General features: G+C 42.3%; 23 protein-coding genes. 10 read left to right on the top strand and 13 right to left on the bottom strand.

Annotated elements, in window-relative coordinates; all coding sequences use genetic code 11:
* Window positions 1-1,028: 1,028 nt before the first annotated feature.
* Window positions 1,029-2,087 (top strand): tetratricopeptide repeat protein, encoded by a 1,059-nt coding sequence (locus ACPK8D_RS12785; RefSeq protein WP_424718245.1) that lies wholly within the window; start codon window positions 1,029-1,031, stop codon window positions 2,085-2,087.
* A 318-nt stretch (window positions 2,088-2,405) separates the two neighbouring features.
* Here the strand turns inward: ACPK8D_RS12785 and ACPK8D_RS12790 are convergent, their stop codons facing one another.
* The 3 genes from ACPK8D_RS12790 to ACPK8D_RS12800 form a co-directional block, all read right to left on the bottom strand.
* Window positions 2,406-2,777: a DUF2795 domain-containing protein gene (locus tag ACPK8D_RS12790; protein WP_424718246.1), complete on the bottom strand. Its 372-nt coding sequence runs from the start codon at window positions 2,775-2,777 to the stop codon at window positions 2,406-2,408.
* Between the two features lie 356 nt (window positions 2,778-3,133).
* Window positions 3,134-3,265, bottom strand: a complete 132-nt coding sequence (locus ACPK8D_RS12795; RefSeq protein WP_424718247.1) for a hypothetical protein — start codon at window positions 3,263-3,265, stop codon at window positions 3,134-3,136.
* 82 nt (window positions 3,266-3,347) lie between these two features.
* Window positions 3,348-3,692 carry a hypothetical protein gene (locus ACPK8D_RS12800; RefSeq protein ID WP_424718248.1) on the bottom strand — a complete coding sequence of 115 codons (345 nt, stop codon included), beginning with the start codon at window positions 3,690-3,692 and terminating at the stop codon, window positions 3,348-3,350.
* A gap of 1,001 nt (window positions 3,693-4,693) precedes the next feature.
* On the opposite strand from ACPK8D_RS12800, the gene ACPK8D_RS12805 reads away from it, so the two are divergent.
* Entirely contained in the window at window positions 4,694-4,987 is a 294-nt protein-coding gene (locus ACPK8D_RS12805; protein ID WP_424718249.1) for a hypothetical protein, read from the top strand.
* A gap of 360 nt (window positions 4,988-5,347) precedes the next feature.
* On the opposite strand, the gene ACPK8D_RS12810 is transcribed toward ACPK8D_RS12805, so the two are convergent.
* The 9 genes from ACPK8D_RS12810 to ACPK8D_RS12850 form a co-directional block, all read right to left on the bottom strand.
* Window positions 5,348-5,479, bottom strand: a complete 132-nt coding sequence (locus ACPK8D_RS12810; protein WP_424718250.1) for a hypothetical protein — start codon at window positions 5,477-5,479, stop codon at window positions 5,348-5,350.
* 96 nt (window positions 5,480-5,575) lie between these two features.
* Window positions 5,576-5,995 (bottom strand): hypothetical protein, encoded by a 420-nt coding sequence (locus ACPK8D_RS12815; protein WP_424718251.1) that lies wholly within the window; start codon window positions 5,993-5,995, stop codon window positions 5,576-5,578.
* A 489-nt stretch (window positions 5,996-6,484) separates the two neighbouring features.
* Window positions 6,485-7,012, bottom strand: a complete 528-nt coding sequence (locus ACPK8D_RS12820) for a gamma carbonic anhydrase family protein (protein ID WP_424718252.1) — start codon at window positions 7,010-7,012, stop codon at window positions 6,485-6,487.
* Between the two features lie 417 nt (window positions 7,013-7,429).
* Entirely contained in the window at window positions 7,430-7,681 is a 252-nt protein-coding gene (locus ACPK8D_RS12825) for a hypothetical protein (protein WP_424718253.1), read from the bottom strand.
* Window positions 7,682-7,919: 238 nt separating this feature from the next.
* Window positions 7,920-8,966: a hydrogenase expression/formation protein HypE gene (hypE, locus tag ACPK8D_RS12830; RefSeq protein WP_424718254.1), complete on the bottom strand. Its 1,047-nt coding sequence runs from the start codon at window positions 8,964-8,966 to the stop codon at window positions 7,920-7,922.
* Window positions 8,967-9,056: 90 nt separating this feature from the next.
* A complete protein-coding gene (gene hypB / locus ACPK8D_RS12835; protein WP_424718315.1) occupies window positions 9,057-9,734 on the bottom strand; it encodes a hydrogenase nickel incorporation protein HypB in 678 nt (225 codons plus the stop codon).
* A gap of 17 nt (window positions 9,735-9,751) precedes the next feature.
* Window positions 9,752-10,174 (bottom strand): hydrogenase maturation nickel metallochaperone HypA, encoded by a 423-nt coding sequence (gene hypA / locus ACPK8D_RS12840; protein WP_424718255.1) that lies wholly within the window; start codon window positions 10,172-10,174, stop codon window positions 9,752-9,754.
* Window positions 10,167-11,285, bottom strand: coding sequence for a hydrogenase formation protein HypD (gene hypD, locus ACPK8D_RS12845; RefSeq protein ID WP_424718256.1), 1,119 nt, complete (start codon window positions 11,283-11,285; stop codon window positions 10,167-10,169). The genes hypA and hypD overlap by 8 nt, the downstream gene beginning before the upstream one ends.
* A 17-nt stretch (window positions 11,286-11,302) precedes the next feature.
* The gene (locus tag ACPK8D_RS12850; protein WP_424718257.1) at window positions 11,303-11,563 is read right to left on the bottom strand and encodes a HypC/HybG/HupF family hydrogenase formation chaperone; all 261 of its coding nucleotides are present in this window, start codon (window positions 11,561-11,563) and stop codon (window positions 11,303-11,305) included.
* A 1,227-nt stretch (window positions 11,564-12,790) separates the two neighbouring features.
* Here ACPK8D_RS12850 and ACPK8D_RS12855 point away from each other — a divergent pair.
* The 5 genes from ACPK8D_RS12855 (at window position 12,791) to ACPK8D_RS12875 (ending at window position 17,849) form a co-directional block, all read left to right on the top strand.
* Window positions 12,791-13,939 carry a hydrogenase small subunit gene (locus tag ACPK8D_RS12855; protein WP_424718258.1) on the top strand — a complete coding sequence of 383 codons (1,149 nt, stop codon included), beginning with the start codon at window positions 12,791-12,793 and terminating at the stop codon, window positions 13,937-13,939.
* A 7-nt stretch (window positions 13,940-13,946) separates the two neighbouring features.
* Entirely contained in the window at window positions 13,947-15,722 is a 1,776-nt protein-coding gene (locus ACPK8D_RS12860) for a nickel-dependent hydrogenase large subunit (protein ID WP_424718259.1), read from the top strand.
* Between the two features lie 24 nt (window positions 15,723-15,746).
* The gene (locus tag ACPK8D_RS12865; protein WP_424718260.1) at window positions 15,747-16,520 is read left to right on the top strand and encodes a cytochrome B; all 774 of its coding nucleotides are present in this window, start codon (window positions 15,747-15,749) and stop codon (window positions 16,518-16,520) included.
* A gap of 94 nt (window positions 16,521-16,614) precedes the next feature.
* Window positions 16,615-17,100 carry a hydrogenase maturation protease gene (locus tag ACPK8D_RS12870; protein WP_424718261.1) on the top strand — a complete coding sequence of 162 codons (486 nt, stop codon included), beginning with the start codon at window positions 16,615-16,617 and terminating at the stop codon, window positions 17,098-17,100.
* 284 nt (window positions 17,101-17,384) lie between these two features.
* Window positions 17,385-17,849 carry an SRPBCC family protein gene (locus ACPK8D_RS12875; RefSeq protein WP_424718262.1) on the top strand — a complete coding sequence of 155 codons (465 nt, stop codon included), beginning with the start codon at window positions 17,385-17,387 and terminating at the stop codon, window positions 17,847-17,849.
* Between the two features lie 321 nt (window positions 17,850-18,170).
* Here the strand turns inward: ACPK8D_RS12875 and ACPK8D_RS12880 are convergent, their stop codons facing one another.
* A complete protein-coding gene (locus tag ACPK8D_RS12880) occupies window positions 18,171-19,094 on the bottom strand; it encodes a peptidoglycan-binding domain-containing protein (protein WP_424718263.1) in 924 nt (307 codons plus the stop codon).
* A gap of 439 nt (window positions 19,095-19,533) precedes the next feature.
* On the opposite strand from ACPK8D_RS12880, the gene ACPK8D_RS12885 reads away from it, so the two are divergent.
* From ACPK8D_RS12885 to ACPK8D_RS12895, 3 genes are read left to right on the top strand one after another with little or no spacing between them, the layout of a single operon-like run.
* Window positions 19,534-20,700, top strand: a complete 1,167-nt coding sequence (locus tag ACPK8D_RS12885; protein WP_424718264.1) for a hydrogenase small subunit — start codon at window positions 19,534-19,536, stop codon at window positions 20,698-20,700.
* Window positions 20,700-22,490, top strand: a complete 1,791-nt coding sequence (locus ACPK8D_RS12890; protein WP_424718265.1) for a nickel-dependent hydrogenase large subunit — start codon at window positions 20,700-20,702, stop codon at window positions 22,488-22,490. Before ACPK8D_RS12885 ends, ACPK8D_RS12890 begins: the two co-directional genes overlap by 1 nt.
* 13 nt (window positions 22,491-22,503) lie before the next feature.
* Entirely contained in the window at window positions 22,504-23,295 is a 792-nt protein-coding gene (locus ACPK8D_RS12895; protein ID WP_424718266.1) for a cytochrome B, read from the top strand.
* The last annotated feature ends 494 nt before the right edge of the window (window positions 23,296-23,789 follow it).

Below are 23,789 nucleotides of genomic sequence, written 5' to 3' on the forward strand. Positions count from 1 at the left end.
TCATCTGTATCAACTTTCGTTATTTGCTAACGTTTTTCTACTTTTCAACCTATACTCTATTGTCAAGTTTTGTTCTGGAAGCTGCGAATGCTACAGAAGTCGCTTGACTTTGCTATTGAACTCTAAGTATAGGGTTTTGTAGAGAAGTTCTACAGGTAAAACTTGGAACGGTACAGGCGAGACACGGATAAATAGTTGCTCCAGGGCAGTATAGCATTGGTTGAAATACCATAGATGCCTACGAATTTATTCGTGGGAGCTGTCACAGATTATACATTCCGCCCGTTTTTACAGCTCGCTCTCTTTTATTATGACTATCAATATTCAGCTTTTTTGCTTATGCTCAGTACTGAAACATTAAATTGACAATTAAGATATTATTTATATGCTCGCATAAATTCTCTTATACAAGCTCAACAGCTTTCAGTAATACGAAGTCCGGATAAAAAGAGATGTAATGGGCTTAAAATTTTTTACGTCAAACTCTTTTTTGCTTAAAGACAATTTTTGATATAATTAATTTAAAATAATTTATGTCATTAGTATATTCCGGAGTTGGGGAACAGGAAATAAGGGGTATCATCTATCAATAAAAGAATTGCCTGGAGGTCTCTGATCCTTCTTCGGATCAATATGCTTGGGGGAGCATAATTCGAAGAGACTGTATTGGGGGATACAGTAAACGGATGCAGCGTCTCCGGGCTTCTCTATTACTTTTTATGATCAGTGGGGCTATTGCCTGGGCATAAAGAAAAATACTGTAATTCGCTAACTGGCTGATTTTCTCCTTTGATCAAGAAAATGTACTTCTTTCAATATCTTTTTTCAAAAAGTATATTTTAGTATTGCATTGCAAATATATAATCTTGGGAGATATTGGGTTTTAGGAATTAACGCGGGTTAAAGAAAATCAATGCAGGTTTAAGAGAATCAATGCAGGTTTAGGCCAGAATTCATTTCGATGCGCGATTAAGTAAATGTTTTTAAGCAAATGATCTCCGATATCTAAATGGTCAGGTCCTGGTGTTATGGCTGAGAAAGATAAAGATCGTGAACTCATGCAGTCCGAGAAAAACCCCTGGTATGAAGAGGAATTTCCCGGATCATGGATAAGTGAGGAAAGACAAACTGATCTGGAGGTTATTGAGATCATCGGGTCTTTGATGCAGGATGAGGAATTCTCATTAGAAGATGAGAGCAGCTTTACCATTAATAAAATATTGTCTTTTCTTAACAAAGAAATCGATGAAAATCGAAACTTTACCGAAGCGCTGCTTATCAAAGGCACAGTCCTCTATAAAACCGGCAAATATAACGGTGCAATAGAAGCTTTTGACCGTGCTCTGGAAACTATACCGGAAGAAACTGATGGAAATTTGTCCTTGTGGACAAAACATGATAGTATAAATTATAAATATGCGTTGAAGTTTAAGGCGCTTGCCCTGTTCAAGCTCGGAAGATATAAAGAGGGACTGGATTCACTTAACGAGATCCTGGCAGTCTATCCGGATGACCTGGAGATTCAGGAATATAAAAATATGATTTCTGTACTTGAAGATGAGAGGTTAATCAAAGAGTTGAATAATCTTCCACATATTTATCCAAATGTGTCAGACAATCGGGAGCGTAAAAGTAGACCGGTTTATGATCCTGATAGGTATGCGAGAGCGCTGGAAGAACTTGATAAAGGTCTTGAAATTAATCCGCAAGATGCGGAGATCTGGAGATACCGGGGCTCTGCCCTTTATATGCTTGGTAGGTATGAAGAAGCACTGGAAGCTTTTGATAAGTCCCTGGAAATTAACCCTAAAAATGAAAATGTCTGGAGCTTTAAAGGTTCTACTCTTTATATGCTCGATAGGCCTGAAAAAGCATTAAAAGCATTTGATAAGGTGTTGCAAAAGAATCCGAATAAATTTGAAGCCTGGTTCAACAAGGGGTCTATTCTCTTTGAACTCGGAAGATATAAGCAAGCACTCTCTGCAGTAGAAAATGCCTTAAGAATTAACGCTAAAGACACAGATGCTTCAAATCTCAGAGATTCTATTCTTCGTAAACTTGACAAAGGTGAAGAATCAATTACCTGACCAGGACGAGGAACCAGTTACCTGACCAGCACAAGGAATTAATATTTCTTAAATAAAGTCCAAATCGACTCTGACAATATTTGAGTTCTAAATTCAGGGATCCTATTCTTTTTCTAATTTTACGTGCTGTTTGTTGTACTGTTTGTTTATATACTGTTTAAGGGAAAATTCGAGGGAAAATTTACCCCTCAAAAATCAGGATATGAGCTGATCCAAGCCGAAATCGCAGTTTTTTTCTTTTTGTTTCTGATCTTTTTATTTTTGATCTTTTCGCTTCTTGTCTTTTTTCTTTTGATACTGTTTTACTCTAAAACGGAATTACCTGCTCTGGAGCCTGGCACTGCATTCGCTGATTACCTCAGCGGGACTGGAGTATTCTTTGTCCGGACAAGCCTCAAGAGCCCTTATTATTACGTCGCGGATGTGAAGATTCCTGGCTTCGTTGACAAGCTCTTGCTTCGATGCAGGATATTTCCTGGTATGGAAAGCCTCTACAGCGCTTTGAAAGCTTTCGAATTCCTCGACAACATCGTCAGAACTGGAGTATTCGCGGTTTGGAATGTTCTCAAGAGTTTGCATTGTGTCGCCACTAATATTCCGCCTTCTGGCTTCGTCGATGACTTGCTTCTTGGTTGCAGGATATTTCACATTTCCTAAAATACTCTGAACCTCAGTAACACTTGCTTGCATAACTTTTCTCCCCCATGTTTGATCTTGTTTTCTCATGAGTCCCTCGCTGGTATCAGGTGCTATTTTACTCCTTAGTTGGTAAGTTCATTTTCCGGACTTTGATGCTAAATTTAATACTCATCGCCTTAACCAATTTAATTGCCCACCCTTGATACGTTATTACTCTAATATAATAAAAAGAATTCAAAGCAAATCTTTGCTAAAAGAGGACTCTTCAGGCTAGAACTCTGAATTTTATCAATGTTTAAAAACTTCTTGGCTGAGGGTTGACGTACATATGTTGTGTCTTGAAGGAAGTTCAATATTTAAAAAAAGTTATCCTGAAATGGATGAATGCATTTTAGGATGTATATCTTTTACCTTTGCCAGTGGGTCTCTTCCATGTCAATAGCCGCGAAAATCTGTACGAGGGGGTGCCTTTTTATAGCTCTCATCAAATCTTCCGGGGTATACTCCATACCATATTCATAGCATGAAAAAAGCCCCATATGATACAGGATTATATCCCTCTCTATGCGTGTAAGTTTTATGTATTTCTTAATCCTTTCAATGGAAAGAATTGAATGCCTATTATTTTGCAGGATGTCCTTCTAACGTCCGGTAACCCCCATAGTCCCCAATATACAGCCCCTCCTTACAGACATCATGACATAAAGCAATTATTATTAGAGAATCTTCCGGAAGCTGTTCTTTCTCCTTCAGGCGAGAGTTAGATAATTTCAGGGGCTCTAATAAATTAAGGCAATGTTCCGCAAGTCCGCCAGGATAATCTCTGTGATATCGCGTGCTTGCTGGTGCATTAAAGAAATCAGAATTTTCAAGATACTTAATATAATCTCTAACTCCCTGTCTTTTTATTTCCTTAAAAAGATTTATGATATAAGTTTCGTTGGCAAAAATTTCACCCTCAGTCAACATTCTAATCCCTTCAATCGCCAAAATTTTTCGAGATTTACAGATAGTTTGATTTCATCCTATAATACCGGTCTTCCCCCATTACACACATAATATTTTAAATTCTTGAATCTAAATCTAACACGATAATCTCAGCGTCAACTCTTTAGATTTAATCGCTATGTTATTTTCTATACTTTTTTATTCTTAAATTAAATATAAATTTTGTCCGACCTTGAGTATATATTTAAACACCTGCACGTAAATAAATATAATAGAATAAATTTTCCTTAAATTTAATAATTATAGACGATTAAGGAAAGCATACAGGAGAACAAAAGCTTGTTTTAAAACCTCTGGATAAATTTCCGAATTTTTGTTAATTATTTTAACTCAATATTCCTGAACTTAAATCCCGACTCACTATTTTAACTATCTATGTGCTACTCTAACTATATTCATGGGTTGTCTTATGATATTTTTAGGTTTTCCGTTTTTGTTCTGCGCATATGTATATCAGTGTTTTTCACAGGGCAGGCTTCCATATATTTGTCTATTACTTCCCACCTGACTTTTGCTTTTCTGCAGTCAATTGAATCAGATGCTCAGGCAAGTCAAATCTTCAGACAGGTCAGATCTTGGGCAACTCGGACAATCACACATTACAGGGAGAAATTTGTAATGGGATAATCGATTAAAACGCCAGGCTTAAGAATATAGTTAGCAACTGCAGTAACAGAAAAGACATCCTGTATGACCATATAAACTTCCGGCTGGCATCCGAATGTTCGTAGTTTCTCTCAAATACGATTATTTAGAAAACTTTAAGCTTCGGAAATACATATTTTTAATTGCTGTTTGAGATACTGTCCCTGGAGAATCAGAATTGAAGGGTATTCTGGGCTGAATTCGGGAAGATATATCTGCATTTTTTACAAGTGTCCTAATTGCGATCGTGAAAAATCTAAAGCCCAGTGTGACGAGGTAAATTGCCCCATTTATCGTAAAAAGGAGTTAGAATCATGCGTGACGCGAAACTGATGAGAGTACTTGCAGAATATCTCGCAAAATGCACCGAAATCCATGCAAGGAACGAATCGATACCGCCAGAAAGCCTGGAAAAGTTTATGATTGATATCGTAAGCTGCCTGGAGGTCGGTGGCGTCGGCGATGTCGGAAAAGAGCTGGTTCCACTCAAGAAAGCACGCGCAACTATCAGGCTTGCAAGGCGCGAATTTGAGTGGCAGTGCGACAATATAGACCACCCTGAAGACTGGGAAACCTGCCTGCGGAATGCAGTCTCAGGAAACGTATAATTTTTTCGTCTAATTTTTTAAGCCTGCCTGCAAACCTGCAGAGTTGCGGTTAATATTAAGGCTTTACCCCCTGCAAAAAGAAGTTTGAAAGAGCCTCCGCACCTTTTCGGGAGCTGAACAGGTTAAACTTCGCAGGCATATCTCACAGGCACTTGTACTTTCGCTGTACCCGCACTAAAAACAGTTCTTACAAACAGGAATGAAAAAAGACTACTTGGATAAGCTAATTACGAGAAGCCGGGATAAGCTAATAACGAAAAGCCGGGATAGCCATTATCTCAAAATAGAGGAGGCTAACAAGTAAAATCTAAGGAAAAGTTGTATCTGATAGTTCTACTTCCAGAAACTCCTGTTTTATTTTTAATTCTTATCTACATCATCTCCGGCATCGGCTTCTGGCATGCACAGCACTTTCCCACCCTTACCGAAACCCTGAAAAGCTTTTCGGTTAATTTTTCTAAATAGGGTCATACCGGATTGTTCCAGCTGCACGGTAAGCCGCCGATACTACAGATCAGGCACCCTGCCAGGTAGATATGGCTACTCTGGTTCAGGATTTTATCTTAAAACTTCCGGCAATAAGAAAGGTCAGGAGAGATCGCTTTTTCCACCAAGCTCGTTTGCTCTCTTTTCTGCTTCTTCTTTTGTCCGGAAGATTTCACTGGTGCAGTTACATTTTCGCATTTTATGGTCGCAGTGATAAATAACATACAGAGTTTCTGTCAGATCGTCGGTGGGCACATAACTTAACTCGGTTATTTCCTTGCCTATACGGGTATAATCTTGCCCGTCAATCTCGATTTCTCCTGCATCCTTCATCGAGTCATATCCATAACATATAATGCTGTCCATTGCTACCTGCCATTCTTCTACAAAATATTCCGGCTGGCCCTCGATGTAATCTTTCTCACAATCCGTAATGCCAGAACTTTTTACGTACTCAAACATGCTTTCATATACATCTACCTGTTTTACCCTTCCGTAATACAAGATATTTATATTTCTCATTTTTGTTTCATCTCCTGTCGAATTTGTGTTACTTTTATTGTGTTACTTTTATTGTGTTACTCTTATTGTGTTATTTTATATACACGTTAAAGTATTAAAAAGGAAAAACTGATTTTTCTTTCAGTTAAATAGGGACGTATGTAAATAATTATACCGAAACTTTACTTACCTTCTCGATCTCAGTATTTTGTCTTTTTACTATTCTTTATGGTCTATTACTGCAAATATCCAGGTAGCAAAAAAGTGAAAATAGAGTATACTCCCAGCCATTTACTTTTTGGATTCCTTTCAAGCCGGTTGTGCAGTTCAAACCATAAAAATTCGACCTTGCACAGCGTAGAGTATGTTTTTATTTACCACTCTAAATGGAACAAACTTTAGGTAGTACCCATGCAAATAAGGACTTTCTTACTGCAAATTCTGTATACCTCTGTAAATATTTCAGTGACATGTTGAATTTTCTGAATTCGTTTTACTGAATCAATCTCTTCAGGTTTTTTGTGTGTTTTTCGTTTCTTGCCTGTATTCCCTGACAAATTCCACATATTCTGCAGCATTTTCTATTATGGCTTCAATTTCGGATTTCTCGATTTCCCTCTTAACCTTCCCTGGAATCCCTATAATCAGGCTGTTTTCTGGAAATTTCTTCCCCTCGGGAATCAGCGCATTTGCACCTACTATGGAATTTTTTCCTATTTCAGCCCCGTTCAATACTGTAGAATTCATTCCTATAAGCACATTGCTTTCGATTCTGCACCCGTGAAGTACGGCTCCGTGTCCCACACTTACCTCATTCCCTATCTGGACTCCATTCTCAGGGTCTGCATGAATTACCACATTATCCTGGATACTTGTCCGGTTCCCGATTTTTATTTTGTTCCTGTCTCCCCGAAGTACGGCATTAAACCATACACTTGAAAAATCCCCGATTTCAACATCCCCTATAACATCCGCAGAATCCGCAACAAAAGCCGTTTCTGAGATTTTCGGGCTTTTGCCTTTAAAATCCATTATCATTAATCCATCTCCACTTTTTCAAATGTTATTTTTTATTATCCAGGCATTGATTACGTCGTTTTCGGTTTTAACTCCTGCTATACATGAAACTTTCCTTTTTATAAGCTTCAAAAGCTTCATTCAAGTTTTTTCAGAATGAAAACTGCCCTTGATAATAATCATATGCTTGCCTTATATTTTTGAAAAAATATGAAAATAGAGCGATTGGATATAAAGCACCTCATTTCAGAACAAGAGTTTGATTTTTTTTCTCAGAAAAAAGTTTTTTAAGGCCTCTTGCTTTTGGAATTTTTTCAAGAGTGAATCTGTCTCAATTCTTACTTAGATCGCATAACGATAAATAAGGTATGTAATGACCAACATTGTCAAAATAACATGAAAATTTGTCCGGATTCCGGGTATATACTGTTTCTCCTTTCAGGCTTTTTTGGCTGAAGCAAATGGGTCTATTATTGAGGAGATTGAATTATCTGTCAACTGCTCCTTTTTTTTGTATCTGACCATGAGTGTAAAATGTATTGCCGTTAAAACAAAGGCCCAGACAAAAGTTTCAAAACCCCCTATTGAGATGTATCCTTCATAATCCAGAGTCCCAACGATCAAAAAAGAAATGAAGTATACTGCAACTGAACGCCATAGTTCTTCTTCTGTAATGGGATCCTGTTTCATGCCTGATCTCCTTACTCGAGAATCAGTATTTATTTCTGTACGATGTTCCTATTTCAGCTGCTTCTATAAATTAATTGTGTCTCTTATTAAAAATATAATAATCGCCAAAAAAGGAAAAAATGAAAGTAAAAATTAAAAAATAGTCCGCTTGAATGAGCTAAAAGCAACCTTACTTATCCGTAAATTAGTCCTATCGAGGCATCGAGAAGGACCAGCAGGCTACCGAATCGCAACTCGGTCAGCACACCCTGGGAATCGGGTCTCCGGCAGGCACATCCACATAACGCATGCCGCCGAAACGGTTTCTCAGGATTACTTCTCCTTTGTTGTCCGGAGTAACTTCTCCTATAACAGTTGCGTCCCTGCCGTAAGGATGCTGCCTTAAGATTGAAAGCACCTCTTCTTCAAAACCGGGTTTGACTCCGATGATTGCTTTTCCTTCGTTTGCAACCTCAAGGGGATCAAGGCCCAGCATCTCGCAGGCTGTGAAAACGGCTGGCTTGAAAGGAATCCAGTCTTCTACAACAAGAATGCCTGCTCCGGATTTTGCTGCCATTTCGTTCAGGGCGTTTGCAAGCCCTCCGCGTGTCGGGTCTTTCATTGCCGTGATGACGGGTTCTCCGTCGAGGGTTCTGAGTTTCAGGAGGGGTTCTATTAGTTTCCAGAGAGGGGCTGAATCCGAGACAAGGTCGGTATCAAAGTCAAAACCTTCCCTGTGGGCCATAAGAGAGATTCCGTGATCTCCAATAGTGCCTGTTACCAGGATTTTATCTCCCGGCTGAAGCCCTGAATCCCTGACAGGGCTATCTGTAATCCCCAGGCCTGCAGTGTTCAATATAATCGAGTCAAGAGCGGCTTTCTCAACGGTTTTCGTATCGCCTGTTATTATGGGCACGCCGACCTCTGCAGCCGTTTCATCCATTGTTTTGATTATTTCCTCAAACTCACTGAGTGAAAAACCCTCGGGAACTATGACTGCACAGGTAAGGGCAAGCGGTTTTGCACCCATAACCGTAAGGTCATTGATAGTGCCTGCAACCGCAAGCCTTCCTATATTGGTATTCGGGAAAAAGGCAGGTGTTATCACATGGCTGTCAGTGGTCAGTACGAGTTCGCATCCTGCATCAAAGCCTTCAAGCTTCACCGTGGATCCGTCATCAAGACATTCGAGCCCGATCGATCCTGCGCTTTTGTTGCGAAAATTTTTAAGAATTATTTCTCCTATAAGCGACTGCATGACTTCTCCGCCAGCACCGTGCTCAAGAGAAATGGTATTGGGTTTCATATAAGTCTCCTTTTTTCCGCCTTCCAAACCCTCTGGATCTTCTTAATCTGCTTTAACTCTTTTTTAACCTGAATTCTGTCTTAATCCTCTTTACCTTTCTTGTTTCTTCTGAGCCTCTTTAACCCCAAGTTCGATAAAGCTAATCCAGGTTTCCAGGCTTTCCCAGTCATGCTTCGAGGTCAGGATAACCGGCACATTCGGGTTTAAGGAAAGGATGTCGTCTCGCATTTTCTCGGCATCGACATCAACTGCATGTGCAATGTCAACTTTATTTATGACTGCAAGTTCTGAAGTCTTGAAAATCATAGGGTGCTTAAGGATAATGTCGTCTCCCTCGGTAACGCTCACGATTACAACTCTCAGGTGTTCCCCCAGTTTGAAGTCCACTGGACAGATCAGGTTGCCTACATTTTCAATTAGCAGGAGATCCGTGTTATTAAGATCGATTTCATCCAGGGCCTTTTCCACCAGCTTTGCATCCAGGTGGCACTCTTTTCCGGTATTTACCGGGATAGTAGGGACATCGAGTTTCCTGAAACGGGAAGAATCCATTTCTGCGATTACATCCCCTGCAATCACAGCTATTTTATACTTTTCTTTGAGGTGCCTGATTGCCTCTTCAATAAGAGTGGTCTTTCCTGAGCCAATTGCTCCCATGACATTTACTGAAAAAACCTGATGCTTGTCAAGCTTCTTTCTATTTTTTTCAGCGATCTTGTCGTTTGCTTTGTAAACGTCGTGTCCCATATGGATTACATGCATCAACATAAACATCACTTGAGGAATTATTTGTTATTACTATCTGCGGTTCGATCTTCTTCGGTTTCGATCTCGATGCTTTTGATTATCAGTTCTCTGCCGCCTGTAATGCTGGCCTGTTTTCCACAGATAGGGCAATCCACAGCTGCCACATAAGCAAGCAGTTCACTTCTAAGTGAGCTGCTATCTAGTATCTGTTCTTTTTCTATAGGTCCCTCATATCCGCACTCGCACTCAAGGGAAGGGGCTACCATTTCTACAATAAAATCCGCATTTTCGACTATACTTCCCTCTGCAATAGTCCTGAAACAAAAGCTCAGTTGTTCAGGATTTGTATGACTCAACCTTCCCATTTGAAGAGTTATTTTCTTAACTTCAATGGCTCCATTGGCTTTAGCAGTAGCTACTACCTGATCGAAAATCTCATAGGCTATCGAAAGTTCATGCAAGTTTACCGCCTCCGTCTCTGGAATATTTGAACCAGTTGTAGCACATGCCTTCCTGGCTGACCATACATGGGCCTGCAGGGCTTTTCGGAGTACAATCCTTCCCGAAGTTCGGACATTGAGAAGGCTTTGCTTTTCCTGTAAGGATAGCTGCACAGATACAGCGCTTTTTATCTTTTCTTTCTACTTTCTTTCGGACATCCTCAAGGGCAGAAGCATACAGGTCTTCGTGCTTTTTTGCTGCGTCTTTTTCCTCAAATTCTTTCCTGAGCGCAAGCCCCGAATTCTCAATTCTACCTATGCCTCGCCACTCAGAATCCGAAGTTTCGAACACTGTCTCCATTATTTTTAGCGCAATCGGGTTTCCTTCAGGTTTTACAGCTCTCGGGTAGCCGTTGTCTACTCTTGAGCTACCTTCCTCTACCTGCATCTGCAAGAGGTTTATCCCGAGGAGAATGTCCCCTGCCTCAAATCCGCTAACAACTACAGGAAAGCCTTTTTCTGCGAGTGGTTCGAAAGGTTTTGTGCCTATTATGGTTGCCACATGCCCTGGAGCTATGAAGGCATCAACGTTTGCATCCCTCGCAAGGAGTTCGATTGCAGGGGGAGTTTGCTTCTGGGAGGCAAGCAGACTGAAGTTTTCGGGTGTCTTTCTTAAAAGGGCAGCCGCATTTGCAGGAACCGTGGTCTCAAAGCCTATTCCGAAAAAGACTACTTCGAGCTCTGGTTTTTTCTCTGCAAGGGCAATAGCATCGTCAATGCTGTAGACCATCCTCACATTTGCCCCTTCGGACTTTGCGTCCAGCAAACTTTCGGCCGAACCGGGAACCCGCATCATATCTCCAAAGGTGACAACAGTCGCTCCACTTTTTGCAAGGGCGATTGCAATATTTATATCCTCTTCAGGAGTAACACAGACAGGGCATCCGGGACCGCTTATTACCTCAATACTTTTTGGAAGGACACTCCTTAACCCATATTTTGCTATAGTTCGCTCATGCGTTCCGCAAACATGCATTATGCGAAGTGATATCTTCGAGCCTCTAATCCTTTCTAGGAGCTTTTTTTCAAACTCAGGAATCGATGGCTTTGAAGGAGAATTCCCGTTTTCCATTTTTTCATCATCCGCTTTCAGGGGGATTCGCTTTCGAAGGTGTCGATATCTTCAAGCCCTGCGATCTGTTTGAGGAGGTGCATTGTTTCTTCACTTTCTTCTTCGGATATTTCCGATATTGCATATCCCACATGGACAAGGACATGTTTTCCGAGCATAGACTCACTGGCACCTCCCAGGAGAGCCATGTTCACGTCTCTGCAAATTCCGCCCATATCGACAGTCGCAGTGTTTTCATTTACGACAGATACTATTTTTCCAGGAATAGCTATACACATGTTACCTCGAACTGTTTTCTTTCACAACTATTAATTTATGAGAATTATCTGCTACATGAAATAAATTTCTGTATAAGGCATTTACATGAATTATTTTACAAGAGATATATATTTCTAAGGTATATATATTTGCAGGTCTCAACCGGGCAAAAAATCTCTCCAGTTTTACTTCCTTAACTGGTTAAACAACCTTCATCCCCTTACCTGTCTTAATTTCTCTACTGCTGCTTTTAATTGCTCGTTTTTCCTTTCTCCACTTGCCGCAAATAGAAAAATGGAGGTATCCATAAACAGGAACCGAATTCTACGTTTTGAACAAATATATTGTCGAAAATTGTTTTTTAAAACTCTATGGTTCTATTTTATATTCTTTTTGTTTTCTCATTTCGCTTTCATAATTTAAAAGTGTTTTTTGCCCGAATTTGGTCTTGCTTTAAAGGTATTTAAAAAATGGTTCTAAGATTGCTTTATCTGAGTCTGAATTCTCTTAATTCTAAAATGTATGAATAATTGGGGTTTAAGTAGTATTTCTTCTACAGCTTCACGCAAAAAATGAGCTCTTTTAGCACTTCTTTTTTGTTTTAAGTTTTCCTTAAATGTCCTCCAAGAGCACTGCTGATCACAGTTTATAGGGAATATGCGGGATTAAAAACTCACAACCTTTTAGCAGGGACAGAATAACCCGGACTCTTCGGGATTTCAAACAGAATCAATAGGAACACCATGGCTTCCTATGACGAAATATCATTCCCTGTTGGGAAGGTTCATTCTATAAAATCTCCCTACAAACAAGTGATTTTTCTTTTTCTTTCAAAATCTTTCTGAATTTTATCTTATTTTTATGCGTTTTGTCATAATACAAGCAGATTTCTAAATATGAATTACTACTTCACCAGCAACCTTTAACTCTTAAAATTAAATTGATTTTTCTAATTCTCTTTTCTACTTCTAAATGCACAGATTCCACTTATATGTACTACGCAGCTCAATATTATACATCGAGTTATATTGTTTATTTAGAAAGCTCATTATATTTCTCGTTGAATTATAAACTTTCGACGCAGCCAATTAATATATTTATCGCATCGTGTAAAAAACCTTAAATACTATTCCCTCATTGAAAACATTAGTGGTAAATTTATGTATATATTTATATAATTACGGTGGATAATTATTCAAGATTTTCTTTCGGATGTATAATTTGGGTAAAATCAAGATGTGGTAGAGATGAGTACTGGAATAAAAAATCTTGTCCGTACACTGGACAGTGTGGACTTTTTAAAAATGGATCGACGCACTTTCATGAAAGCTGTAAGTGCAATGGGTGCAGCTGCATTCATGGGAACCTATAAGGCAGACATTGTACAGGCGCTTGAATTTGCAGAAACCAAGCTTGTCTGGCTGCATGGTTCAGAATGCACCGGCTGTTCCGAATCGGTCTTAAATGCAGGCAATCCTGACATTGTACAGGCACTACAAAAGCTCAATGTCAATCTTGCTTTCCATGAGACTCTTTGTGCACAGCAGGGAATCTGGAACGATGGTGAGCTTGTAAACACCGCCGAGCTTAACTCTGAGATTCTCCTTGAAGAACTTTACAAGGAAGGTAAGTATATCCTGGTCGTTGAAGGCTCAATTCCGAACGGTCCGGACGGCTCAGGACGCTACCTGGTTATTGGAAACAAAACTTTCAAGGAAACCCTTGGAGAGGCCGCAAAGAACGCAGTAGCTATCGTTGCAGTCGGTGCCTGTGCTGCATACGGAGGAATTACCTCTGCTGACAGCGAGGTCGCTAAGGACACGGACTACAGAGGAGTAGCTTTTGCAAAGGAAGATGCTAACGGAGGCATGCTTCAGATACTTGGCATCGATAAGCCTGTAATCAACATTCCTGGCTGCCCTGCTCACCCTGATTGGGTCCTTCTGACCGTCGGTGCGGTAATTCTTGGAAAGATCAAAGTACCTGACGATCTTCCGGCCGTTCTGGACAAGTACGGCAGACCCATGGTTTTCTTCCCCCCAGACCACACAGTGCACGAAAACTGCCCACGCCGCGGGTATTATGACCGTGGAGAATTTGACGAACAGGTTGGTGGAGAAAAATGCCTGTGGAAATTAGGATGTAAGGCTCCTTATGCACATGCAGACTGTGGAATTCGTAAATGGAACAGTGGAATAAGCATGTGTACCCAGGCCGGCGGCCCCTGTATTGCCTGTGTCGAGCCAGGCTTCCCAGACACCTCAAGGCCCCTGTATGTTGAACGTGAAGATCTAGGGCTTGCCGGAGCAAACATTGACACAGTGGCCAAGGTCGCTGTCGGTGCTGCTGCAGTTGCTGCAGGCGTGCATGCTGTAAGGAGAATGAAAGGAGAGTGAGTGAAAAATGGTAAACGTTACAGTTGATCCCTTAACCAGAATTGAAGGCCACCAACGCATATCCACTGAAGTAGATGCTAACGGTATAATCACCGATGCCCAGTCATCTTCCCTTATATTCAGAGGTTTTGAACGCATTCTGCAAAAACAGGACCCTCGAGACGCAGCTTTTCTTACCCAGAGAATTTGTGGCGTCTGTCCTCTTGCTCATGGGTTGGCAGCTACAAATGCTCTTGATGATCTTTATGGAGTGGCTGATCAAGTTCCAAAAGATGCCCTTGTAATGAGGAACATTTTCCAGGGCTTGAACATGATTGCAAGCCATGCAACTCATATATATATCCTCTTTGGCCCTGACCTTGCAAACCCGGCGTACAAAAAGGTCCTTACAACACTGGGAGACACTGGAAACGCAGTCTGGAATGAGATGGTTGGAAGGTTTGCCCCAATCAGTTACAAGATGGATGGCGCGCCTGTACCTGTGGGAAGTTCCTATCTTGCAGCAATTCCTGAAAAGAAACGCCTTCAGGAGGCTATTGCACTTATTGCCGGGAGAATGCCTGGGCCTTCATCCCTTTATCCAGGTGGATATACCTACCCGGCTAATGTCGCAGATATAACCAAAATTTCCACTTACTATCTGCAGGTCATGGACTTCGTATCCAAACACACTCTGAAAGTTGATTTTGATACCTGGATCGAAAATACCTACAAGGCAAGCTCCCCTCAAAAAGCAGTAAGCTTTGTTGCCGAACATCTCAAGGGACTTATTGACAAGTCAGTGGCTTCAAATGACTTCTCCAAAGACGCAGGTTGGGGAGATGTTGAATTCTATGCAGCTTTTGGTTCAGAACTGGTAGGAGAAAACCTTCTTGGCCTTCCAGCAAGCCTTAAACATGATACAATCGGTGGGTACAAGGATCCTTCAAAGATCTGCTTCGTTTCATATGGTGGATACTACAAGCCCAAAGACGGATACGACCCGAGGAGTCCAGCAGGAGACCGTATTTTCACCTCAGGTGTGGTATCAGGAAAACTCGAATATCTGAAATTTGATCCGGACAAAGTTACGGAGAGTACTGCTCACTCCTTCTACCAGAACAGTGACAACGACCTTGCGCCAGTGAAAGGTGAAACCGTTCCGTTTACGGATCCAGATAAAATCGTCTTCGCGGGAGGTTCGGATAGCCAGTACAGCTGGGACAAGGCTCCGAGATACGATGGAATTCCAGGTGAAGTCGGGCCTCTTGCACGCATGCTAAATATAAAAGAGCCGCTCGTAACCGGTTTGGCTCTGGCCTTTGCTGAAAACGGCTACTCTGCAGCTAATGTTTACACCCGAATGCTGGCTCGTATGCAGGAAACAGCAATTCTCGCATATGAACTTCTCAACTGGGTAACAGTTGACTACGATCCCAGCGGCAAGATTTCCGTGCCTATAGACCTTAATGCGGCTAAAAATAATCATGGAATGGGCCTATGGGAAGCACCTCGTGGAGCTCTTGGTCACTGGATTTCTGCTGGCAGCGATGGAAAGGTTACCAACTATCAGTGTATAGTTCCGGGTACCTGGTTAATGTCCCCAAGAGACAGCAATGGCATCCCTGGTCCGCTCGAACAGTCCCTCATTGGTTCAAAAATCAACACAATCGGAGATGTCGATTATACCAATCCAGTTAGCATCTACCATATGGGTAGGTCCTATGATCCTTGCATCTCATGTGCAGTCCACACCATTGACCTGACTGGGAAACGCGCTCCAAATACTCTAAGAATACTCTAAGATAGTACAAGGAGATGACCCACAATGAAATCTCACGACAACCGGTCAATGGTTGTTGAGCGCTATACCGTAACTGATAGGATAGCTCATACCGTCCATGCTGTTGCGATGATAGTGCTCATCATCACCGGGTTAAAGATCTATGCTGGGTGGGACTTTATGAGTTTCCATACAGCCCGCGCTCTTCACATGATCGCGGTTCCGTTCCTGCTTGCAGTGAACTGGATCCTTATCCCGTACAATATTTTTTCCGAAGGCCACGGGTTTATGGGAAAAATCTCTCACTTCACGGACCATTACATTTTTGGTCCTAAAGATGCAGTGCGTATGAAAGATATAATTGGTAACTTCTTCAGGAAAGGCAGATACCCGGCATTCAGCATCTATGATGAGACTACCGGCCACTACAAGACTAAACTCCATCCCCTGATGAAGATCCTGATCGTGCTTGAAGGGACAGCTATCTTCTTAATTGCGATTTCAGGCATTGTTCTATACAAGCTTGACTGGTCACTTTTCGGCCTGCCAATAGGGTCATGGATTCTTTCGATTGGAGACCTGATTGCGCCTATATTCGATTTGACTTCCATTCAGTTCTTCAGGCTTCTTCACTTGCTGATGACTTACTGGTTTGTCTTTGAACTGGTAGTGCACGTTGGTATTCTGGAGTTTGACCCTCATGTCTGGAAGTACTACAAAGCTATCTTCTGGTCTGGAAAAGAGGATCTCTCAGATACTCATTATTCAGAACTCATCACAGCTAAAACAAAGTATATTCCCACAAAGCACAGGCGCTGAAAAATCTTAAAGAAAAATATTAAATTAAAGGTAGTACAGGCATCTTTAAAAGCCTGTATACCTTTTTAACTCCTTTTTCGTTTGAGTGAAAAATATGTCTATACTAAATGCTCCTGTACGCATCCTTGGCTGCGGAAGCCCATTAATGGGAGACGACGGCGTTGGACTCAAGGTAATAGAGGCTCTTCACAAAACCGAATTTAAAAACCTCAAAGACCTTGATATCGAAGATGCAGGAGTCTGCGGGCTTGACCTTCTCAATCTTCTCGACGGCGCAAAAAAGGTCATTATAGTGGATGCGATTCTGGCAGACAGCCCTCCAGGTACCGTACACCGGATAGAAGGAAAGGACTTGCTGGGCGGTACTGAGTTTCACCCCCTGGTTTCGGCACATGATCTGACAATAACAGATGTATTGAAAATCGGGGAGCAGGTTCAAACGCTTCCGGAAATCGTGGTCATAGGAATTGAAATAGGATCTATTGTTACAGAAGCTACGCAGGAAATAAGTCCGGAAGTCCTTAAGGGTGTTAATGAGGCTATAAGGCTTATAAGGGAAGAAGTTTCTTCTTCCCTTTAATCTTATTCTTCCCTTTAATCTTATTTTTGTTAACTTACTTTAATTTTAGTTCCGTTCTTTTTAATCGTTTTTTCTCTGCTTTTTCCCTATTTTTTGTCTCCATCCTATTCCTGTTTTTGCAAATTTAATTAATTTCGATCTTTCCCTGGTAATCTATATCTTGAAAAAGGTCCATTTCAGTAAAATATATTCAAAATAATTTATAAATCAGGGGTGGGAAAATTTCAAAATTTTTTAAACAAATAATACTTAGAACACTTTCCTTTGTAGCCTTTTTTTATGCAGTGTCACTTGTTGCTGCAAATACCTCAATTACTCAGAAGAATCTCCAAACCGAAGTTGTTATCAACGCGTCGGCAGCCAGGGTATGGCATGTGCTGACTGATTTTGGAGCATACCCACAGTGGAATCCGTTTATCCGTGAGGTGTCCGGGGTTGCCATTCCGGGTGAGCGATTAAAGGTTCAAATGCATTCAGGAAACCGTACCATGAAATTTCGGCCGACTATTCTTGCCAGCCGGCCCGAAAGAGAATTGCGCTGGCTTGGCCACCTGTTAATTCCCGGAATATTCGATGGTGAGCACAGTTTTGTAATAGAGCCGGCTGGCGAGAACAGGGTGCGTCTGATTCAACGAGAGACTTTCGACGGGCTTCTTGTACCGTTTTCGGGTTCTCTGCTTCACAATACCAAACAGAGTTTCGATAAGATGAATCTGGCACTCAAAGAGCGTGCTGAGCAGGCAAATTAAGTAACTCTGAAATGATTAACTCGAAAATCCTGCCGGGCAAATAAGTTAAATTTTGGACCTTGCCGGACAAATAAACTAAATTTAAAAGCCTGTTAAGTAAGAGACTTATTTTAAGAGCCTGCCTGACGAGACTCCGGAAAACAAGGACTAAATGAGATTCCTAAAATAGAAGACCTGATAAAGATTCCGGAAAGAGAAGAAGTTTTTTCTGTCTCTCAAGGCAGAGCTCCAGATGGTCCTGAAGCTCAGGAAAATTTTTGCAATCGGGGGTCAGGGACCCAAAAAACCGATTACTTAAATGACTTATCTGAATTCAAATATTTACTCGGATTTCTCAGGCACCCAGTTGCTATAGAGTTTCCACTCGATTAAAGAGTCCTCACTGTCGGTCTCAATGTAAAACCTCCATATTAAGGGCTCTGGACCTGCCGACGAGAATTCGAAATCCACAAGAGTGTTAGATTGAAGTACGGATTCTTTTACTTCCCCGGTGTTTGTTTTTATCCGGATACTTGACTCATTGACATTCAGGTTATTTACTTCAAGACGTATTGATTTGCCAGCTTCAGCTTCAAAAGAAGAATTACTCCCACTCCACGTTCCTGCTGTATAGAATTTGCGTCCCTGACTATCAACCGTATGGGGTAGTCGGGTTACAGGTGGAGTTATGGGCCTCGTCACACGAGCCGGGGTTTGTTCGAGCGGAACGGCCTGTGTGGTCAGGATCGGAGGTTCCGCGGCCGGTGCTTCAGGAGGTCGAGGTATCTTAACTGCAGGTGCCGCTACCTTTGGAGCCCGAGGTACCTCTAATGGCGGGACCTCAGGAGCCCTTACCGGCTCAACGGGAGATGCCCTTGGTGATCGAACCGGAGATTCTGGCACTAACGGAGTCGGAACTTCCGATACCTGTGGTTCAGTTGTTGGTAAAGCCGAAGACTTCGGTACGCCCGTTAAAAATTCTGCATCCAGACTGCCTATAGTATCTGGCCCTATTATACCGTCAACCTTCAGTCCTCGTGCTTCCTGGTAGCTTCTGACCGCCAGTTCGGTTTCTCCACCAAAAATGCCGTTGGCTCCCACCTCAGGCACAGGAATGTCCAGAATTATCAGAGCCTCCTGAACTTTCCTTACAGCAGAGCCGCTATCCCCTCTCTGGAGAACTCTTTCGTTATCATAACAAGCCTCCAGAACCTCATCGCCTGCAAATCTAGGCGATCTTAAGTCGTGACCATCCCCAATAGTCATATTCTATCCCCCATATTTTACTGCACGTTTTCTTCCCTTAAATATGCAGCATTATTACTAAATGTTACTAACCTTAAAATTTCAATAAATAAAGTAGTGATATTAAAATATATAAGTTTTTAGAAGAACTATATTTATTTTAAGTGTACTCAGGTTATTTTAATAAATTAAATGTATTAAAAACCATCTCCAGAGCACATCTGCAACTTTTCCAGACATATCTGAACTTCTCAGATTTTCTCTTTAAAGAGATGGATCTGAACAGTATCCTGCTGCTGCGATACAAAAAGATTACCTGCGAAACGGGTTCTTGAAGATGTGATAGTCTTTAATATATTGGACTCCTTTTTTATATGTCTATATATAAAATTATTTGCGACATGGGGGAAGTGGAACGAATAATGAAGACTTACTTGAAAAGTTTAAAAATCTCGATTTCATGAAAATGGACCGACGGACTTTCATAAAGTCTGTGGGGGTACTGGGAGCTTCGCTATTTTTGCAAACGTATAAAAGCGATATAGTAAAAGCCGTTAACGGGCTACCCGAAACCAAAGTACTCTGGCTTCATGGGGTAATGGATTCGGGATGCAGCATCTCAATGCTGGACGGAGAAAACCCTGATATACTGGAATTTCTCCAGCTTTTTAACCTCAACCTGCTTTATCATGAAGTGCTGATGATGCAGCAGGGAATCTTCGTAGATGGACAACCTGCAAATACGAGCGATCTGAATTCTGAGATCCTGCTGGAAGAAATTCTGGAAAACGAAAGAGGCTATGTTCTTATTGCCGAAGGCGCAATCGCAAACGGGCCTCATGGTTCCGGAAAATATATGGTCCTCGGAGGAAAAATCTATAAAGATGTTTTTGAGAGGGCTGCGAGAAACGCCTCAGTAATTGTTGCAATCGGGCAGTGTGCAGCCCATAGCGGAGTAAATGCCGCTGAAAGTGAGATCGATGAACTTATGGATCACCGTGGGGTTGCCTTTACCCTGGAAGATTCGTCAAAGGGAATTGTAGACCTGCTCGGGATAGATACGCCCGTTATCAATATTAACGGCTGCCCTGCCCATCCGGACTGGGTATTTTTAACCGTAGGAGCGGTCGCCCTGGGAAAAATCAGGGTGCCTGACGATTTACCTGAAGTGCTGGATAGGTGGCACCGTCCGAAGGTTTTCTTCCCTCCTGACCATACAGTGCACGAAAACTGCCCACGCCGCGGGTATTACGACCGCGGAGAGTTTGAAACGACAGTAGGAGGACCCAAATGTCTCTGGAAATTGGGATGCAAGGGGCCTTATTCCCATGCCGACTGTGCCACACGCCGCTGGAACGGTCATGTCAATTTCTGTCCGCAGGCAGGCTCTCCTTGTATAGGCTGCGTACAACCAGGTTTTCCGGACAGCACCAGGCCTTTCTATGTGGAGATTGAAGATGCCGGGCTTGCAGATACCAATCTTGACACCGTAGCAGGAGTAGCAATAGCAGGAGGGCTCATTGCTGCAGGTGCCCACGCTTTAAGAAGGACGGTTTTGAAAAAGCCAGAGGAAAAGGAAGGCACCACTGAAGAAAGCACCTCGGAGAGGACCGGAGGTGAAAAATAATGGTAGAGGTAACCGTAGATCCGATTTCAAGAATTGAAGGGCATTACAGAGTCAATACTGAGGTCAGTGCGGACGGCGTAATCACTGATGCCCAGAGCAGCGGTCTGGTCTTTAGAGGCTTTGAAAGGCTTCTTCAAAAGCATGATCCCAGGGATGCAGCCCTTATGACTATGAGAATCTGTGGAGTTTGCCCGGTATGCCACAGTATAGCTGCAGCAAATGCTCTGGATGACCTTTTTGGGGTTGCAGACCAGGTTCCCAAAGATGCCCTTGTTATGCGAAATATCCATCAGGCAATGAATTTCATAGCAAGCCATGCAGCGCATATCTATATACTCTGGGGTCCGGACCTGGCAAACCCTGCTTACCGTGATGTCCTCACCCAGTATGGAGATGTGGGAGATGCAGTGTGGGGAGAGTTGTCCGGACGCTTTATGCCTCTTGTAAACCAGGAGAGGGGTACTCGTTATCCTGCTGGCTCTTCTTATGTTGCTGCTCTGAGGGAGTTCCGTCGACTTCATGAAGGCATTGCTCTTATTGCAGGCAAAATGCCTCATTCCGTGCTGCAGCATGTCGGAGGAGTAGTTTACTCTCCAACAGTTGCAGATATTCAGAAGCTTATAGCGTATGTCTCAGAAACTTCGAAATTCGTCGAGACCTTTACGCTTGGGGTCCCTCCGGAAATCTGGATTGAAAATACTTACAGGGCATCTTCTCCGGAAAGAGCTGTAGATTTCGTTATTGGACGCCTGCAGGAGCTTCTGGACAGTTCTCTTACCAGCAATGATTTTTCACACGCTTCAGGCTGGGGAGACGTTCCGCTTTTTACGGCTTTCGGCTCGGAGCTGGTTGGAGAGACGCTGCTCGACTTGCCAGTTAGTCTGAAACTGGACCGTTCAGGAGGCTATAAGGACCCCAACACAATTGGTTTTCTTTCTTATGGGGTTTTTTTCAAGCCTGAGAACGGGGAAGGGTATGATCCTACAAGCCCTGCGGACAGCAAGGTCATTCCCTCGGGCTATATGAACGGGCGTTTGCAGCTTGAAAGATTTGATCACACGAAGATTTCGGAGAATATTACTCATGCATTTTATATTGATGAAGAGGCAGACCGTCCTCCCTGGAATGGGGTTACGAATCCTGAAGACAATCCTGATGAAATCGATTATACCAGAGGTTCGGAAAGCCGTTACTCCTGGGTGAAAGCTCCTCATTATGGCGGCATTCCATGCGAGGTTGGTCCCCTTGCGCGCCTTCTGGTTATGGGAGAACCTCTTGTTACAGGACTTGCAAGAGCTTTCGAAGAGAACGGTTATTCTCCTGCAAACAACTATACCCGTATGCTTGCAAGGATGCAGGAGATTCTGGTAGTGATTCCCGAGCTGTTGAAATGGCTCACGCAGGACCTTCAGGCAGGCGGAAAGGTTGCAGTACACACCGAACTTTCCATGGCAAGAGATTCCGAAGGAATGGGCCTTTGGGAAGCTCCGCGAGGAGCTCTAGGGCACTGGGTAGCTACAGATTCGGATTCCATGACAACGCTATACCAGGCTGTAGTTCCAAGCACCTGGAATCTTGCTCCCAGGAATGCGCAGGGAATTCCAAGCCCTGTTGAGCAGGCTCTTATAGGCACAAAGATTTCGGCTGTCGAAAATGCCCTTGGAGTGGACTATGCAAATCCGCTCGGAATCATGCATACGGCACGCTCCTATGATCCCTGCCTTGCATGTGCGATTCATACAATTGATAAAACCGGAAAACATCCGGATCGTATTTTCAGGGTGGTTTAAAGGAGGCTGGAATATGGTACGATCGGCTGAAAGCCCTGCTTCCGGAAGAAAGGTCGTTGAACGCTACACCTGGCTTGAGAGGGGAACTCATCTGGTGCATCTTATTGCCATGTTTGTCCTGCTTATTACAGGATTTAAAATCTATGCTGGCTGGGATTTCATGTCCTTTGAAGCAGCAAGGGCCCTGCATATGATTGCCGTGCCCTTTTTCCTGGTTGCAAACTGGCTTCTGGTTCCCTATAACATATTTTCATGCAAAGGAGAAAAATGCAGCCTCAGACATCGTATAGGGCATTTCAAAGAGTCCTACATGTTCGGGAAAGCCGATGCTGAACGCCTTCTAGGTACAATCAAAAACTTCTTTGGAAAAGGCAGGTATCCGGCCTATACGATCTATGACGAGCGTGAGGAGCACTATGTCACGAAACTCCATCCCGGGATGAAGATCCTGCTTATTTTTGAAAGCATGGCAATTTTTCTGGTAGCAGTCACCGGGATAGTGCTCTACAGTCTTACCTGGGCTCCTTTTGGAATTCCGATCTCGGAATGGATACTCTCTATAGCCTGGTATTTTGCATCTCTGATCAATGAGAACGGTCTGGGGCTGATCCGCTTTTTACATTTGCTTGCAGCCTACTGGTTTGTTCTTGAGCTTATAATTCATGTAGGAATCCTTGAGTTTGATCCGGATGCATGGAAATATCATAAGGCCATCTTCTGGTCCGGAAAAGAAGATCTTTCAGACAGGCATTTTGTCAAAGTAATTGAAGAGGGTGAGCAAAAAAGAGTGACAGGAGAGAACTGACAATAAACACCAGCAGCACAGATATTTAATGTATACAGATCTACAAATAATTATATATCGCGCATTCATATTTATATATGGGAATCGGGATGTATGAACTGGCAGCAGTTAGAGCAAAAGTCAGCCAGATCATCCTCAACCTCTTGATTCTTTCTTTAGTAGCAGTGCTCTGGTTAACTGTGGTTGAGGTTGTTCTCAAATGTTTGGTAATTCAGAGCCCTTTTTGAGAGTTCTCGGCTTTTCTTTTATTCTCATTTTTTTATTTCATTTTTTATTTCATACTTTTATTTCATACTTTTATTTATTCTTTTATCTGGAGGTATGCAAGACAATTTTCTTCTCCGCAAAAGAGAATCTGCAGACGGGCATGTTATCAAGATGATTGAAAAAGTGATCAAAAAGGAACGGCTGAAGAGCGTCGAATATAAGCCGGTAAGATAATCAATTCATCGAAAAACAAATAATTGAAATGGTAAATTATACTTCCGGATATC

Origin of the sequence: Methanosarcina sp. (assembly GCF_049706645.1) — an archaeon.
Taxonomy (GTDB): Archaea; Halobacteriota; Methanosarcinia; order Methanosarcinales; family Methanosarcinaceae; genus Methanosarcina.

Bases quoted from the DNA above. Each gene is read 5' to 3' on its own strand.
- ACPK8D_RS12785 (WP_424718245.1), top strand. From the start codon at position 1,029: ATGGCTGAGAAAGATAAAGATCGTGAACTCATGCAGTCCGAGAAAAAC.
- ACPK8D_RS12870 (WP_424718261.1), top strand. From the start codon at position 16,615: ATGTCTATACTAAATGCTCCTGTACGCATCCTTGGCTGCGGAAGCCCA.
- ACPK8D_RS12820 (WP_424718252.1), bottom strand. From the start codon at position 7,012: ATGATAATGGATTTTAAAGGCAAAAGCCCGAAAATCTCAGAAACGGCT.
- ACPK8D_RS12815 (WP_424718251.1), bottom strand. From the start codon at position 5,995: ATGAGAAATATAAATATCTTGTATTACGGAAGGGTAAAACAGGTAGAT.
- ACPK8D_RS12890 (WP_424718265.1), top strand. From the start codon at position 20,700: ATGGTAGAGGTAACCGTAGATCCGATTTCAAGAATTGAAGGGCATTAC.
- ACPK8D_RS12795 (WP_424718247.1), bottom strand. From the start codon at position 3,265: ATGGGGCTTTTTTCATGCTATGAATATGGTATGGAGTATACCCCGGAA.
- ACPK8D_RS12850 (WP_424718257.1), bottom strand. From the start codon at position 11,563: ATGTGTATAGCTATTCCTGGAAAAATAGTATCTGTCGTAAATGAAAAC.
- hypB (WP_424718315.1), bottom strand. From the start codon at position 9,734: ATGTTGATGCATGTAATCCATATGGGACACGACGTTTACAAAGCAAAC.
- ACPK8D_RS12855 (WP_424718258.1), top strand. From the start codon at position 12,791: ATGAGTACTGGAATAAAAAATCTTGTCCGTACACTGGACAGTGTGGAC.
- ACPK8D_RS12885 (WP_424718264.1), top strand. From the start codon at position 19,534: ATGAAAATGGACCGACGGACTTTCATAAAGTCTGTGGGGGTACTGGGA.
- hypD (WP_424718256.1), bottom strand. From the start codon at position 11,285: ATGGAAAACGGGAATTCTCCTTCAAAGCCATCGATTCCTGAGTTTGAA.
- hypE (WP_424718254.1), bottom strand. From the start codon at position 8,966: ATGAAACCCAATACCATTTCTCTTGAGCACGGTGCTGGCGGAGAAGTC.
- ACPK8D_RS12805 (WP_424718249.1), top strand. From the start codon at position 4,694: ATGCGTGACGCGAAACTGATGAGAGTACTTGCAGAATATCTCGCAAAA.
- ACPK8D_RS12895 (WP_424718266.1), top strand. From the start codon at position 22,504: ATGGTACGATCGGCTGAAAGCCCTGCTTCCGGAAGAAAGGTCGTTGAA.
- ACPK8D_RS12825 (WP_424718253.1), bottom strand. From the start codon at position 7,681: ATGAAACAGGATCCCATTACAGAAGAAGAACTATGGCGTTCAGTTGCA.
- ACPK8D_RS12865 (WP_424718260.1), top strand. From the start codon at position 15,747: ATGAAATCTCACGACAACCGGTCAATGGTTGTTGAGCGCTATACCGTA.
- ACPK8D_RS12860 (WP_424718259.1), top strand. From the start codon at position 13,947: ATGGTAAACGTTACAGTTGATCCCTTAACCAGAATTGAAGGCCACCAA.
- ACPK8D_RS12790 (WP_424718246.1), bottom strand. From the start codon at position 2,777: ATGCAAGCAAGTGTTACTGAGGTTCAGAGTATTTTAGGAAATGTGAAA.
- ACPK8D_RS12880 (WP_424718263.1), bottom strand. From the start codon at position 19,094: ATGACTATTGGGGATGGTCACGACTTAAGATCGCCTAGATTTGCAGGC.